Annotated in this window: 12 protein-coding genes; 7 read left to right on the top strand and 5 right to left on the bottom strand. The window is 64.0% G+C overall.

The window, feature by feature from the left end:
- Positions 1-54: 54 nt before the first annotated feature.
- The gene (locus B6S44_RS29795; protein WP_282568171.1) at positions 55-507 is read right to left on the bottom strand and encodes a Zn-binding domain-containing protein; all 453 of its coding nucleotides are present in this window, start codon (positions 505-507) and stop codon (positions 55-57) included.
- A 272-nt stretch (positions 508-779) separates the two neighbouring features.
- Here B6S44_RS29795 and B6S44_RS06930 point away from each other — a divergent pair, with 272 nt between their 5' ends.
- A complete protein-coding gene (locus B6S44_RS06930) occupies positions 780-1007 on the top strand; it encodes a DUF6894 family protein (RefSeq protein WP_129156041.1) in 228 nt (75 codons plus the stop codon).
- A 24-nt stretch (positions 1008-1031) separates the two neighbouring features.
- Here the strand turns inward: B6S44_RS06930 and B6S44_RS06925 are convergent, their stop codons facing one another.
- Positions 1032-3092 (bottom strand): ATP-dependent helicase, encoded by a 2061-nt coding sequence (locus B6S44_RS06925; protein WP_129156040.1) that lies wholly within the window; start codon positions 3090-3092, stop codon positions 1032-1034.
- Positions 3093-3434: 342 nt separating this feature from the next.
- Between B6S44_RS06925 and B6S44_RS06920 the strand changes: the two genes are divergently transcribed.
- Genes B6S44_RS06920 through B6S44_RS06910 form a run of 3 tightly spaced genes read left to right on the top strand, consistent with a single transcriptional unit; the run spans position 3435 to position 5096 of the window.
- The gene (locus B6S44_RS06920; RefSeq protein WP_129156039.1) at positions 3435-4316 is read left to right on the top strand and encodes a hypothetical protein; all 882 of its coding nucleotides are present in this window, start codon (positions 3435-3437) and stop codon (positions 4314-4316) included.
- A 19-nt stretch (positions 4317-4335) separates the two neighbouring features.
- Complete coding sequence (locus tag B6S44_RS06915; RefSeq protein WP_129156038.1) at positions 4336-4563, top strand: hypothetical protein; 228 nt, start codon at positions 4336-4338, stop codon at positions 4561-4563.
- Between the two features lie 14 nt (positions 4564-4577).
- Positions 4578-5096, top strand: coding sequence for a cupin (locus B6S44_RS06910; protein ID WP_129156037.1), 519 nt, complete (start codon positions 4578-4580; stop codon positions 5094-5096).
- 36 nt (positions 5097-5132) lie between these two features.
- On the opposite strand, the gene B6S44_RS06905 is transcribed toward B6S44_RS06910, so the two are convergent.
- Together B6S44_RS06905 and B6S44_RS06900 are read right to left on the bottom strand one after the other, a co-directional pair.
- The gene (locus B6S44_RS06905) at positions 5133-5417 is read right to left on the bottom strand and encodes a hypothetical protein (protein WP_129156036.1); all 285 of its coding nucleotides are present in this window, start codon (positions 5415-5417) and stop codon (positions 5133-5135) included.
- A gap of 67 nt (positions 5418-5484) precedes the next feature.
- Positions 5485-6345: an alpha/beta fold hydrolase gene (locus tag B6S44_RS06900; RefSeq protein ID WP_129156035.1), complete on the bottom strand. Its 861-nt coding sequence runs from the start codon at positions 6343-6345 to the stop codon at positions 5485-5487.
- Between the two features lie 375 nt (positions 6346-6720).
- On the opposite strand from B6S44_RS06900, the gene B6S44_RS06895 reads away from it, so the two are divergent.
- Positions 6721-8643: a diguanylate cyclase domain-containing protein gene (locus B6S44_RS06895; protein ID WP_129156034.1), complete on the top strand. Its 1923-nt coding sequence runs from the start codon at positions 6721-6723 to the stop codon at positions 8641-8643.
- A gap of 170 nt (positions 8644-8813) precedes the next feature.
- On the opposite strand, the gene B6S44_RS30180 is transcribed toward B6S44_RS06895, so the two are convergent.
- Entirely contained in the window at positions 8814-8996 is a 183-nt protein-coding gene (locus tag B6S44_RS30180; RefSeq protein WP_129156033.1) for a diguanylate cyclase domain-containing protein, read from the bottom strand.
- A gap of 289 nt (positions 8997-9285) precedes the next feature.
- Here B6S44_RS30180 and B6S44_RS06885 point away from each other — a divergent pair, with 289 nt between their 5' ends.
- The gene (locus B6S44_RS06885) at positions 9286-9612 is read left to right on the top strand and encodes a hypothetical protein (RefSeq protein WP_129156032.1); all 327 of its coding nucleotides are present in this window, start codon (positions 9286-9288) and stop codon (positions 9610-9612) included.
- A gap of 355 nt (positions 9613-9967) precedes the next feature.
- Complete coding sequence (locus B6S44_RS06880) at positions 9968-12964, top strand: autotransporter outer membrane beta-barrel domain-containing protein (RefSeq protein WP_129156031.1); 2997 nt, start codon at positions 9968-9970, stop codon at positions 12962-12964.
- Positions 12965-13046: the final 82 nt, after the last annotated feature.

Genomic DNA, 13046 nt, shown 5'->3' with positions numbered 1-13046 from the left:
ACCGCACGATGGAACGGAGGTTCTCATTGATAGCCAGCCCTACAAATCAAGAGTTCAGGTTGGTACTCCATCAAAAAACTCTGCGCCGTCGTCGGCCATCGTCCGTACGAGTAAACTGCGGTCCAAAAATAGGTTTCGGCGCTCGCAACTGGTTTCGGAGATCAGGAGGCAGCTGTGGCACGCTGCTCCATGTGTCGCACGGTCACCACTGCGATCGTCCGGCTCGTGATCAGCGCAAACAGGGTCGCTTGAGCAAACCGTCAATCTAGCCAATGCGTTCTTTAGGAGCGCAGCAAACCGCGGCGCCGTGGCCACCAGACCGCCCAATGTTCCCTGGGCGCCAGGCGTTGCGGTGTAAATTAGAATTCCACAGCGGTCGTAGGCACCAGGGTTTTGCCGGCTCGGCAAGGCATAGACTCGTTCTTTGAGAGAACTCGCGGGGTATCGTAAGCGAGGGTGAGGGCACCAAGCAGTGCTGGCTGGTGATCGAAGACTTGGTCTGTCGATACAAGATCGTCGGTTCAGGCGAGCGGCAGATTCTGTCGCTGCACATTCCCGGTGATATCCCGGACCTGCATTCGCTTGACATCGAAGAAATGGATCACAGCCTGAGAACTCTGACTGCGGCGACAGTGGGCTTCACCCCGCAGCCCGCCGTATCACGGTACTTGACTGGGATAAGCTGTGCGAGCTCGGCGAATTCGACGCCCGCTATCTGCATCTGCGAAAGCAATCTCGATCGACCGGAACTTAAGTAGCCTGCCTCGCATTCAGCCAGGATGACGCGCTACTTTTTTCATACCCGCGACGGCGACAAGACCGACCTGGACGATGAGGGCGTCGAGTTACCTGATGATGAAAGTGCAAAGAACGCAGCCAAAGAGCTTTTGACCGACATGAACCGCGAGAAGCTGCCAAACGGCGATTTTCTAGCGCTGACCGTGACGGTCCAGAACGCAGATGGCGCGCAAGTGTACGTCGCAGAGCTGAAGCTTGAAGGCCACTAGGCGCCCCGCTAACAGGCAATCGGCTCAGCGCCACATGCCGCGCATCCTAGCGCGTACATCAACCTTTGGGCCGCCGGACGGCGCCCGTGCGCCGGCGGGCGCGGCCAGCGGCCAAGCGCGCCGCTCGAAATACTTCAGCAGGTTGTTCGGGATGAAGCGCGTGCGGGCGGCATAGACGTGCCTGTCACCGGTTGATGACTGGCCGTGCGTGAAGAAGCGCTGCGGCACCATCAAGTGCAGATCATCCTTGGCTCTGGTCATGGCGACATAGAGCAACCGGCGCTCTTCCTCGATCTCGTCCCTGGCGCCGGCGCCAAGGTCGATCGGAATGCACCCATCCACCACGTTCATGGCGAAGACCGATTTCCACTCCTGCCCCTTGGCCGAATGGATGGTCGAAAGGATCAGGTAGTCCTCGTCCAGATGCGGCACGCCGGCCTGGTCGCTGGTGGCGTCCGGCGGGTCGAGCGTCAGCTCGGTCAGGAATCGCGCGCGCGAGGGATAGCCGCCGGCGATCTGCTCGAGCTGCAGGAGGTCGGCCTGGCGCGTCGTCGCGTCCTCGTGGATGCGCTCCAGATGCGGCTCGTACCAAAGGCGGGCCCGCTCGATCTCGGCTGGCCAGCCTGATCTACCGGAGCGCAGCTCCTCTATCGCCTCGACGAATGATGCCCAGTCGGCTCCCGCGCGGGCGGGGGCAGGGGCGTCGCGCAGGGCGTCTGCTCCTTCCGGTGACTGCGCCAGATGCTCGATAATGCGTTGCGCCGAGGTTGGGCCGACGCCAGGCAGGAGCTGCATCACGCGAAAGGCCGAGACACGATCGCGCGGATTCTCGACGAAGCGCAGCAGCGCGAGCAGGTCCTTGACGTGCGCGGCGTCGAGGAACTTCAGCCCGCCGAACTTCACGAACGGGATGTTCCGACGGGTCAATTCGATTTCGAGCGAGCCACTATGGTGTGAGGCGCGAAAGAGCACGGCCTGCTGCTTCAGCGTTGCGCCGGCCTCGCGGTTTGCCAGCACTGTCTCCGCGATAAAGCGGGCCTGATCGGCTTCGTCGCGGACGTTGACCAGTTCTGGCGCCGCGCCGGCGGCACGATCGGTCCAGAGGTTCTTGGTGAAGCGCTCGGCGGCAAGGTCGATCACCGCATTGGCAGCGGCGAGGATGGCTTGCGTCGAGCGGTAGTTCTGATCGAGCGTGATGATCTCCGCGGGTGGCGAGAACGCCAACGGGAAATCGAGAATGTTGCGCACTGTTGCGGCGCGGAAGGAATAAATCGACTGCGCGTCGTCGCCGACGACGGTTAGCCCCCGGCCATCCGGCTTGAGGGCGAGCAGGATCGAGGATTGCAGCCGGTTGGTGTCCTGGTACTCGTCGACCATGATGTGGTCGAAGCTCGTGCCGACATCGGCAGCGAGATCGGCGTCGCACATCGCCTGCGCCCAGTAGAGCAACAGGTCGTCGTAATCGAGCACGTTCTGCTGCTGCTTCGCCTCCACATAAGCCGCGAAGAGCTGCTTCAACTCCTGCGCCCAGGCGATGCACCAGGGATAGGACAGCCGCAGAACATCCTCGATCGGCTGCTCGGCGTTCACGCAGCGCGAATAGATCGACAGGCACGTTCCCTTGGTCGGAAAGCGCGCCTCGGTCTTCGAGAAGCCGAGTTCGTGCCGGACCAGGTTCATCAAATCCGCGGCATCCTCGCGATCATGGATCGTGAAGGCGGGGTCGAGCCCGATCTGCTCGGCAAGGTCGCGCAGGAGCCGCGCACCGACGCCGTGGAAGGTGCCGGCCCAGTTCAGCGCATCGACAGCGACGCCGGCGCCGTCGCCCATCACCTTGTGGGCGATGCGCTCGACGCGGCGGATCATCTCGGAGGCGGCGCGGCGCGAGAAGGTCATCAGCAGGATGCGCCGCGGATCAGCACCGCAGACGAGCAGATGGGCGACGCGGTGTGCCAGCGTGTTAGTCTTGCCCGAGCCGGCTCCTGCAATGATCAGCACAGGCGGAGCCGGCGCCGCTCCGTCGCCATACGACACGGCCCGCTGCTGCGCCGAATTCAGGCTGTCGAGATAGACGTGCGCGTTCATGCGTAATTCGACCTATTGGAGTTGAACCGGAGCACTGGACAGCTGGATGCGGCAATGTCGAATGACGGCGATGATTTGCTCCGCCGGCAAGTTTGTTCCGATTATGTTCTATGAGTGACAGCGGAAGCAAGGTCGCCAGTCGTGTCGCGACGAGCGGTGAGTGTTCGATCAAGGCACTAAGCGCATGCAGCTACGGAACCGGCTGACGCTTGAGATCGTTCTCCCGACGGCCCGCCAAGCGCGCCCGGGAGAAAAGCAATGGACAGCATCATCTATCTGGTCGGCCTCGTGGTCGTAGTCATGGCCATCCTCTCCTTCATTGGCCTGCGATAGGAGTCTGCTATGGCAACTGAAACCACTGACGTCGTCGTCGTCGCGCCGGCCGACGCGGCCACGCATTCGGGCTCCTATCTTGAATGGAGCGCAATCCTTGGCGGGGCAGTCCTGTCTGCAGCCATCACGACACTCCTCGCCACCTTCGGCTCGGCGATCGGGCTGTCCCTCGTCTCGGTCGAGCCCTCGAGGTCGACAGGTCTGACCGCGCTGGCGATCGCCGGTGCGCTCTGGATTCTGTGGGTGACCGTGATGGCGTCCGGGGCCGGCGGCTATCTCGCGGGTCGGATGCGCCGTCCGGCCGCCGATGCCAGCCTGCATGAACGTCACGTGCGCGACGGCGCCCACGGATTAGTCGTCTGGGCGGTCGGGGCTCTGCTCGTCGCCGGCTTGGCGGCGTCCTCCGCTGTCGGACTTGCAAAGACCGCTGCAATGGGAGCCGCTGCCGCCACGAGTGCCGCTGGAACGGTACTGGGCCAGCAACCGGATCCGCTGGCGTCGGCGCTCGATACGTTGACGAGAACTGCTGGGACCGAGCCGGTATCACAGGGCGAGCGCGAGGAAGCATCTCGCATCCTGTCACGCAGCCTTGCGAGCGGCCAGCTCGAGCAGGCGGATCGCTCCTATATCGCGGGCCGGATGTCGACCCGGATGAACATCGCCCAGCCCGAAGCCGAGAAGCGGATCGACGACGCTTTCGCTCGCCTCAATCAGGCCAAGGAAACTGCCAAGCAAGCTGCCGAGCGCACCCGAAAGATGGGCGTTCTCTCGGCGTTCCTGACCGCAGCGGCGTTGCTGGTCGGCGCTGCCGCAGCCTGGATAGCAGCTCAGCTCGGCGGCAAGCACCGTGACGAAGAACTCGACCTGACGGCCCTCTGGGGAACGCGTTGAACGACAATCAAAGGAGCTCATGCGTGATGGACACGGCAATTCACTGAGCCCTGAGCAGGAAGCGGACGTAAAATCTCGCCAGCCGGCGAAGCAGAACGCGGAGAGGCAATTTGCACCTTCGCAGGCCAAGCCGAACCTTGGAGGGTTGGTAAGCGCCAACCCGGTCGTGCTGTCGGGGGATGGCGACCCGACGCCCGGCAACGGCCATGGTCGCGATCGCGATCCGAGCGGGCCGCGCTCTGGTTGATCGGAGAGCGAGCGATGGCAGCGCTGATGACGATCCTGGTCCTGCCCTTCGAGGAGCGCGGACCTATCCCTAACAATCCGCGCTTCCCCGCGCTCGTGTATCAGAAGGCCTTTCCTCGTGCTCCGGCCGACCTCGCCAGCGCTATGGAGCGGCGCTTCGAAGAGAACGGCTGGCTGCCGGCTTGGCGAAACGGCATCTACGACTTTCATCACTACCATTCGAAGGGCCATGAGGTGCTCGGCATTGCCAAGGGCTCGGCCGAGCTGGTTCTGGGCGGAGAAGGTGGTCGCGAGCTTGGTGTCTCGGCCGGTGACGTGCTGCTGCTTCCAGCCGGTACGGGCCATCGCCGGCTCAGCGCCAGCAGTGACTTTCTCGTCGTCGGAGCTTACCCACCCGGGCAGAGCGGAGACATTCTGCGCGAGGCCCCGACCGGGGAGCTAAAGACGGCGATCAACCGCCTGGCCAGGCCGGTAGCCGATCCGGTGTCCGGCCGGGACGGGCCGATGCTCGAGCACTGGAGCGACGGGCTCTGAGGATCGCAGTTCAGGATCCAGGCTGAATCAAACCGCCTATCTCGGCGTGATCGACATGCTTCGCTCATGACGGAGTGCTATCTGGTTTTTCCGATCGACCTCAATCGCGGCCCGCAGTAATCCGCCAGGTACGATCATGTCCTGCTGTAGCAGCCAGGCAATGGAACTCGTGCTGCGCCCCGACAGGCGGGCGAGTCCTGCCAGCATCGCAGCTTCATCCATCTGCAGCAGAAGCCGCTCCCTCAAGGCCTTGCCGGTCGGGGGAGCGCGGTGGCTGATCGGAAGGACGAAGCTGATCAGTTCCGAAGAATGATGGCTCATCGCACCCTCCTAGCTGCGCATGGACAACGCAGCAGGAGCCGGTGGGTTCTCCGTTCAGCCGTTGCTTTCACCGTTCGGCGAAAAAATTCCGAAGTGCACGCGCAACAGCCTCCGGCGCCTCTTCCGCCATGTGGTGACCGCTGGCGATCGCGTGCCCTCGGCGATCCGGCGCCCAAGGCCGCCAGACATCCAGCACATCCCCATAAAGTTCAGGCAGATCATCTCTTTCGGACCACAGGCACAGCAGCGGGCACTGCAGGGTCCTTCCCTGCTCGCGATCGGATTCGTCATGGAACCGGTCCGCCGCTAGCCCGGCGCGATAGTCCTCCAGCATCCCACGGACAGTGTCGGGATCCTGGATAGCTGCCAGGAAATCGGCGTAGTTCTCAGACCCCATCGCCTCGGGATCAGCGCCATACCATGCAAGCGGATCGGCCAGGATCGCTCGCTCGGGCTTGTCCGGCTGGCAGAAGAAGAACCAGTGCCACCAGAGCCGCGCGAACTTTTCAGTGCAGCGCTCCAGGGCCTCGAGGATCGGTACACCATCCATGACGGCAAGCCGTTGTACGGCCTCGGGATGATCCATCGCCAGACGAAAAGCTGTGTATGATCCGCGATCGTGTCCGGCGACATGAAAGCGGTCGAAGCCGAGCCGCGCCATCAGTTCCCGGCAATCCAGGGCCTTCGCACGCTTCGATGACCCAAGATGATCGGGCAATTCGGGAGGCCGCGAGGATTGCCCGAAGCCCCGCAGATCTGGGCAGACGACGTGGAACTCCGTCGCCAACAACGGCGCGACCCGGTGCCAGGTCGCATGGGTGCGCGGATGGCCGTGCAACAGTAGCACGGGCTGCCCCGAGCCGCCGTGGCGCACGCGCAAAGTCACTTCACCCAGCTGGATGAAATCGAGGGTAAAGCCGTCGAACATCTGCGGCTCCGGTCTCAGATGGCGACCGTTAACTCTTGGATGCCTTGCTCGTTCCGGTTGCTGTAAGGTTTCTCCGATCTGCTCCGGGCAGGTGACGTTGGCGCGCTGATGCGGTGACAGCTTCGCGCCACAAACTGACGTTTGCCTGCTGCCGGACAGCGGGCACTGGCGGCGCGCCACTAAAGGCCGAGCTCAACCGCGGTGCTCACTGTTTCATCGAGGTCTGATCCGTCCACCTCCCATCCATGCAGCAGCCCTGCGTGCCCCGAATAGACAGGCCTTGCCACATGGCGGCAGCGCGAGCTGTCGAAAGATCCACTCTGTTAAGCTTTGTTAACGCGCTGGTGCGAGTTTCCGGTCTGAAGGGAGCCGGCCATGACCGTGGTTCGCATCAACAATGGTGCCGGTGGTCTGCCGCGTCTTCCGTTCTGGGCGGCGGCCTTTGTGACGTTGGCCTGCGTCGCCATTCTCTCCCTGAGCGGATGGCGAGAATGGCAGGCGAGGAGTGCCGATCTGAAGAGCGCCGAGGTCGATATGATCAATCTCGCGCGGTCACTCACGCAACATGCGGAAGACACCGTCGAGCTTGCCGATGCGATACTGATGGGCCTCGCCAGCAGACTCGAAACAATCGGGACGGATTCGGAAGCGATCTCGAGAGTTCAGGCTTTTCTGGACCGTCGCAAGCTGACGCTGGGACGTATCCGGGGTCTTTTTATCTACGATGAAACGGGCCGCTGGCTAGCGACCACGGAGGGGGTGAATCTCGCTGGCCTCAACAATAGTGACCGAGCCTATTTTCAGCGTCACCGCGAGTGGGACGAACCACGCGCTTATCTGGGGCAACCGATAAAGAGCCGATCGGGTGGCCAATGGATCATCACGGTGTCCCGCCGCTTCAACCATCCCGACGGGAGGTTCGCCGGCGTCGTTCTTGCAACCATCGACGCGGCATATTTCTCCCAGTTCTATCGGCAGTTCGACCTTGGGCCGAACGGCGCCATCACGCTGTTGAGCGCCGGTGGTATTCTGCTCGCGCGCAGTTCCGATGATGGCACCTATGTCGGACGAGATATGTCGGCGACGCCTCTCCTGAAAGAGCGCACATCGCGCCCCTCCGCCAGCGCCTATTATTTCAAGTCGCCACTGGATGGCGTGCAGCGCTTGAGCGCCTACCGATTCAGCGAGCGATATCCTCTGCTGTTGCTGGCGACTCAAGCCCAGGAGGATGTGCTGGCGCCCTGGCGGCAGGGTGCCATCATACGGACGGCCGTCGTTCTGGTGCTGACGGCGGTCATCGGCATCATCGGCTTTTATCTCGTGCGCCAACTCGTCGGGCGCCAACGCATGGCGATGGCGCTGGCCGCCAAGGAGGCGGGCTTCCGTTTGCTTGCGGAAGAATCCAGCGACATGGTCACGCGGATCGCCTTCGATGAGCGCATTCTCTACGCCTCGCCATCCTCCACACGTGTCTTGGGCTGGGATCCCGCGCAACTCGTGGGGACGCCAGCCCTGGCGGGCGTCAACCCGGAGGATCTGCCCCGCGTCGAACAGGCGGTCGCCTCACTAAAGTGCGGTGACGTCGAAGAAGCCAGGATCATCTATCGCACACGGCACCGGGAAAAGACCGAGATCTGGATCGAGACGGCCCTGCGCGTGACGCGAACGCCGGCCACCGGTATGGTCGATGGCGTCGTGGCGATCTCGCGTGACATGACGGAACACAAGGATCTGGAGGACAAGCTCGCGGCTCTTGCGGCCTCCGACGGGCTGACCGGGCTTGCCAATCGCCGTTGCTTCGACGAGCGGCTGCAGCAGGAGTGGGCGCGGGCCGCACGAGACGGCACGTCTCTTTCCCTGCTGATGATCGATATCGACCATTTCAAGAAATTCAACGATCACTACGGGCATCAGGCCGGAGATAGCTGCCTGCGTACCGTCGCAGGTGTCTTGGCGGCACATGCGTGGCGGCCGGCAGATCTGGCCGCGAGATACGGCGGAGAAGAGTTCGCCCTGCTGTTGCCAAACACGGATACCGAAGGCTGTGAGCAGGTCGGCGCACGACTTCGCGAGGCACTTCGCGAAGCTCAGATTCCGCACGCCTTGAATCCTCCCTCCAAGCTTGTCACCGCCAGCCTAGGCGGTGCTATCGCTCGGCCCAGCACTGCGACAGCGGCGAATTGCGCCTCGTTGGTCGCGACTGCCGATCGGGCGCTTTATGCGGCCAAGACTAATGGTCGCGACCGCCTGGTTATGTCGGGACAGGTGATGGCCTGGCCTCACGCGAGGCAAGCGTAGACAACGCTGCTTTCGCCGACGTTTTGGTCCGCGCAGCAAGGACGCAGAGTTAGGAGGGAAGTCGGTGAGGCGCCTCGCGCCGAAGCTGGAACTGCCCCCAATATTGTGAGCGGCGAGCTCTCTCACGGTCGTCTGCCGGGTCCAACTGGCCGGTGAATCTTCCTGAAGGTTCAGGCGGCACGGCTCCAGCGGCCACGTCCAGTCTTCTTGACCTCATAAAGCGCGTTATCCGCCCTGCGCCTGAGTGTGGCGACTGAATCTGCGTAGTGCGGGTGGATTGCCAGCCCGATCGACAAACTGACCTCGAACCTGCGGGCGTTGACCAACGCCGGCGTCGCGCCAACTGCGGACATTGGCTTACTGCCCGAAACCGGACGTTCCCCGCTGGGACGTTCGGGGCCCGCTCGCGACTCGTTGCGAAAATCAACTTCGCTCTGCCCGTTGGACACGCGCTTTGATCTTCAGCAGCATGAATGCGGGAGTGCCGACCCGGTTGCGGTCGACCAACTCGGGACGTTTTAGACCGATCCCGTTGAATTTCGGGTAAATTTCGGATGTTTTTCGTTCGGGCTTCAGGACCGGTGCCGCCACGTTCCGCCTAGTTCCGCGCAGGGGTCATGTCGCCCTGCCGGAGACCTCGTCATGAAGACCACCGCGGCACGCCTGAAATTGTTGATGTTACTCGCGGCGGCGGCGGTCGCAGCCGCCGAGCCCAGTCAGTCGAAACAGCCACTGACACGGATCCAAACCGCGTGCCTGAGCTGGGATCTCAATCTTCAGCGCATGTTAATCTGGAGCGAGGCGTACGCGATCCACCCCCAGGAGATGCGACTGGTCGTGCATCAGGAGGCGGCCAAATTGCGCGAAAGATGCACCCTCGACGTTACGCCTACAACGATCAATCGTTATGTCCTGCTCAGCAAGATGCTGCACGATGATGAAGCCAACGACGTGGTGAGTTCCGACTGATCGCCGGAAATATGCGCAGTGTCGAGCCACCGTCTCCGAGCAGGAGGTCGGCTCCGGACGACCCATTGGAACTTCGGCGCTGCCAGTCTACCCCCGTAATCGTAGCAACGGACCGCGGCGGACTGCTTCGATCGTGGTCATTGGTCGTGCTCCCTATTTCAATAGCGGTGGGGCACTCCGGCCTTGATTGCCAGATCTCCTGCTACGTTAGACATATTCAGCAGCAGCTAGACATATTCGGCGACAAGACCGGGGTCCTTCTGGATTTGTCTTCGTCTCCATTGCTCGACCTGCAAACTGCAGCCGCGACAACGATCCTGTGATCCCATTCAGAAGATGAAGGCCTTCGCCGAGCATGCTCTACCGCAATACGACGATCTCTTCGCGTCTCGCGCTGCTGCTCGGGGTCAGTGTCACGGCTTTTGCCGCCGGATCTCCAGCTCTGGCCCAGACTGCCGACTGGCTGGGCGCCACGGGGGACTTCAACCTCGGTTCCAACTGGACTGGCGGAGCGGTGCCGACGGGCACGGCGACGTTCACCAACAGCCCCACGGCAATGCGAAATGTCACTGTCACAACCGACAATTTGATCAACACTATCCAATTCAACAGCAACGCGCTCGCCTACACACTGTTGATGACCCCGAACCATTCTTTGGTCATAGACTCCGTCATCAATAATTCGAGCGTCGAGCAGACGCTGATCACTGCAGCAGGTGGGGCGATTGCGATCCGCACCTCGGTTACCGGCGCGACGACGCTCATTGCGACAGTAGGTAGCTTCGTCGTTTTTACCGGTCCCACCAGCTCGGCTGTGGGATCGCGATTCATCGGCCAGGGCGGGGACTTATCCGCGAACACGCTGTCGATCGGTTCGATCGAAGGCACTGGCACCATAGGCTTCGGTGCGCTGTCGGTTGGCAGCCTGAACTCGGACACCACCTATGCCGGCAGGATCGATACTCCTGTGAGCCTCACCAAGGTCGGTACCGGCGCGTTGACCCTGTCAGGCGCCAATGTCCATACCGGCGGGACGACGATCACTGCTGGCTCGATCATCGCGGCCAATAACGCGGCCTTTGGCACTGGTCTGGTCACGCTGAATGGCGGCATATTGGCGACCACGGGGGCGCGCACCCTCGGCAACAACGTCTCGCTGACCAGCTCCAGCGCGATCCGTGTGCTGAATGCAACCGCAACCTTCAGCGGCGGGATTGCTACGGGCGGCCATGCACTCAGCCTCGACGGCGCCGGAAATGGAATCATCAGCGGCGTCATCTCGGGCTCGGGCCCTGTCACCAAGAGCGGCACCGGCACATTCACGCTCTCGGGTGCCAACACTTATACAGGTGCGACCTTGGTCGATGCCGGCACCTTGCTGGCTGGGGCTGCGGGCAGCCTTGCACCGAACTCGACCCTGACCGTCGCGACCGGCGCCACGCTCGCTCTCAATGGCTTCAACCAGGCGATCGGTTCGCTTGCGGGCGCGGGCGCGGTGACGCTGGGCGCGGCGACGCTGAGCACCGGCTCGGACAATGGCGGCACGACGTTCGCGGGCGTGCTCTCGGGCACAGGTTCGCTGACCAAGGTCGGTACAGGTGCCTTCACGCTCGCGGGCGCCAACACCTATACCGGCGCGACGACGGTCATGGGCGGCAAGCTGGTGGTGAACGGCTCGATCGCCTCGTCTTCCGGCGTGACGGTGGCGGCCGGCGCGACGTTGGGCGGCTCGGGGCAAGTGCCGTCGCTGACGGTCAACGGCACGCTGGCGCCGGGTAATTCGCCGGGCACGCTGACGGTCAACGGCAACCTGGTGCTGGGGGCGGGCTCGCTTTACCTCGCCGAGGTGCAGGGCGCCGTCTCCGACCGGATCAACGTCGGCGGCACGGCCGCGCTGGGCGGCACGCTGCGGATCGCGCCGCTGGGGGGCGCCTATCTGTTCTCGATGCCTTACACGCTGCTCGCGGCAGCGGGCGGGCGCAGTGGCACCTTCGGCACGGTCGACACGACTGGCTCCTTCGGCGACGGCGTCACCAGCGCGGTGAGCTACACCGGCAACGACGTGCAGTTGACGCTGACGCCGAAGCCGCTGGCCCCCATCGTCGACCCCGAGCCGCCGGTCGCGCCGCCGACCGAACCGCCGGTCACGCCTCCGGCTCCGGCCCCCAGCCCGCGTCTCGGCGTCGGCCGCCCGGCCAATGCGTTTGCGGTCGCTTCCGGCATCGATGCGGCGGTGGCCAACGGCGCGAACCCCTCGGCCCTGTTCGGGATCTACAATCTGCCGGCGGCAGCGATCCCGGCGGCCGTGAACAGCCTGTCGGGCGAGGTCCACACGGCCGCACCGGCCATGGCGAACAGCGCGGCTGGCCGCTTCCTCGGCACCATGCTCGATGGCTCAGGCAGCGGCCGGCTCTCGGGTGCGCCGAACGGCCCCGGCGGCGCGGCCGGCTTCACCGCCGACCTGCCCTTGAAACAGGACGCGCCGGGGCGCCCGACCCTCGATCCGGCGCGCTTCTCGCTCTGGGGCGCGACCTTCGGCTCGACCGGACGCAATGACGGCGACCGAAGCATGGGCTCCGCCCACCGCAACCTCTCCGACGCCCATCTCGCTGTGGGTGTCGACATCCGGCTGGGCAGTAACACCGTCGCGGGCGTCGCGGTCGCGGGCGGTCAGGCCCGCGCCTCGCTCTCGGGCGGGCTCGGCAAGGCCGAAGCCGATGTGTTCCAGGCCGGGCTCCATGGCCGCACCACGATCGGGGCCGCCAACCTCGCCGCGGCGCTCGGCTATGCCAGGCTCGACACCGACACCAGCCGCGCCATTCCCGCGCTCGGTCGCACGGGAGTGACCGCCTCCTACGCGACGCAGGCCTGGAGCGGCCGGATCGAAGCGAGCCTGCCGGTGGCAAGCTGGGGCGGCCTCACGCTTTCGCCACTCGCCGCCTTCCAGGCCGTGCGCGCGAACAGCCCGGCCGCAATCGAGCGCGACGGGATGGGCGCGACCGCGGGCATGCTGACGCTGGCGCGGCGCACCGACATCACCAGCCGCAGCGAACTCGGCGTGCAACTCGATGCCAACCTGATGGCGGGTGCCACTCCCGTCACCGGTTTCGTCCGCGCCGCCTGGGCGCATTACTACCAGCGCGACGCCGACCTCGCCGCCGCGCTCAACGGCCTGTCCGGTGCCAGGTTCGCGGTCACCGGCGCCCGGCCGGACCGCAACGCCGCCCTGCTCGCAGCGGGAGCCGACATTAGGCTGAGCCAGAGCGTCAGCCTCGGCATGCGCGTCGATTCGGAACTCTCCGGGAATACCCACCGCATCGGCGGAAACGCGCAGTTGAGGGTCAGCTTCTGAGACGGGCCATTGGCAGACGCTCAGAGGTATTTCAGCGACGGTGACAAGAGGCCAGCCGCATTGGCCGAGTGGGCTTTGGACC

This window comes from Allobosea sp. Tri-44 (genome assembly GCF_004123845.1).
Classification (GTDB): domain Bacteria; phylum Pseudomonadota; class Alphaproteobacteria; order Rhizobiales; family Beijerinckiaceae; genus Allobosea.
This window is presented reverse-complemented; position numbering and strand designations above follow the sequence as displayed.

What these genes read in the sequence shown, in the direction of transcription:
- B6S44_RS06930 (WP_129156041.1), top strand. Translation starts at nt 780, where the DNA reads ATGACGCGCTACTTTTTTCATACCCGCGACGGCGACAAGACCGACCTG.
- B6S44_RS06925 (WP_129156040.1), bottom strand. Translation starts at nt 3,092, where the DNA reads ATGAACGCGCACGTCTATCTCGACAGCCTGAATTCGGCGCAGCAGCGG.
- B6S44_RS06920 (WP_129156039.1), top strand. Translation starts at nt 3,435, where the DNA reads ATGGCAACTGAAACCACTGACGTCGTCGTCGTCGCGCCGGCCGACGCG.
- B6S44_RS06915 (WP_129156038.1), top strand. Translation starts at nt 4,336, where the DNA reads ATGCGTGATGGACACGGCAATTCACTGAGCCCTGAGCAGGAAGCGGAC.
- B6S44_RS06910 (WP_129156037.1), top strand. Translation starts at nt 4,578, where the DNA reads ATGGCAGCGCTGATGACGATCCTGGTCCTGCCCTTCGAGGAGCGCGGA.
- B6S44_RS06905 (WP_129156036.1), bottom strand. Translation starts at nt 5,417, where the DNA reads ATGAGCCATCATTCTTCGGAACTGATCAGCTTCGTCCTTCCGATCAGC.
- B6S44_RS06900 (WP_129156035.1), bottom strand. Translation starts at nt 6,345, where the DNA reads ATGTTCGACGGCTTTACCCTCGATTTCATCCAGCTGGGTGAAGTGACT.
- B6S44_RS06895 (WP_129156034.1), top strand. Translation starts at nt 6,721, where the DNA reads ATGACCGTGGTTCGCATCAACAATGGTGCCGGTGGTCTGCCGCGTCTT.
- B6S44_RS30180 (WP_129156033.1), bottom strand. Translation starts at nt 8,996, where the DNA reads ATGTCCGCAGTTGGCGCGACGCCGGCGTTGGTCAACGCCCGCAGGTTC.
- B6S44_RS06885 (WP_129156032.1), top strand. Translation starts at nt 9,286, where the DNA reads ATGAAGACCACCGCGGCACGCCTGAAATTGTTGATGTTACTCGCGGCG.
- B6S44_RS06880 (WP_129156031.1), top strand. Translation starts at nt 9,968, where the DNA reads ATGCTCTACCGCAATACGACGATCTCTTCGCGTCTCGCGCTGCTGCTC.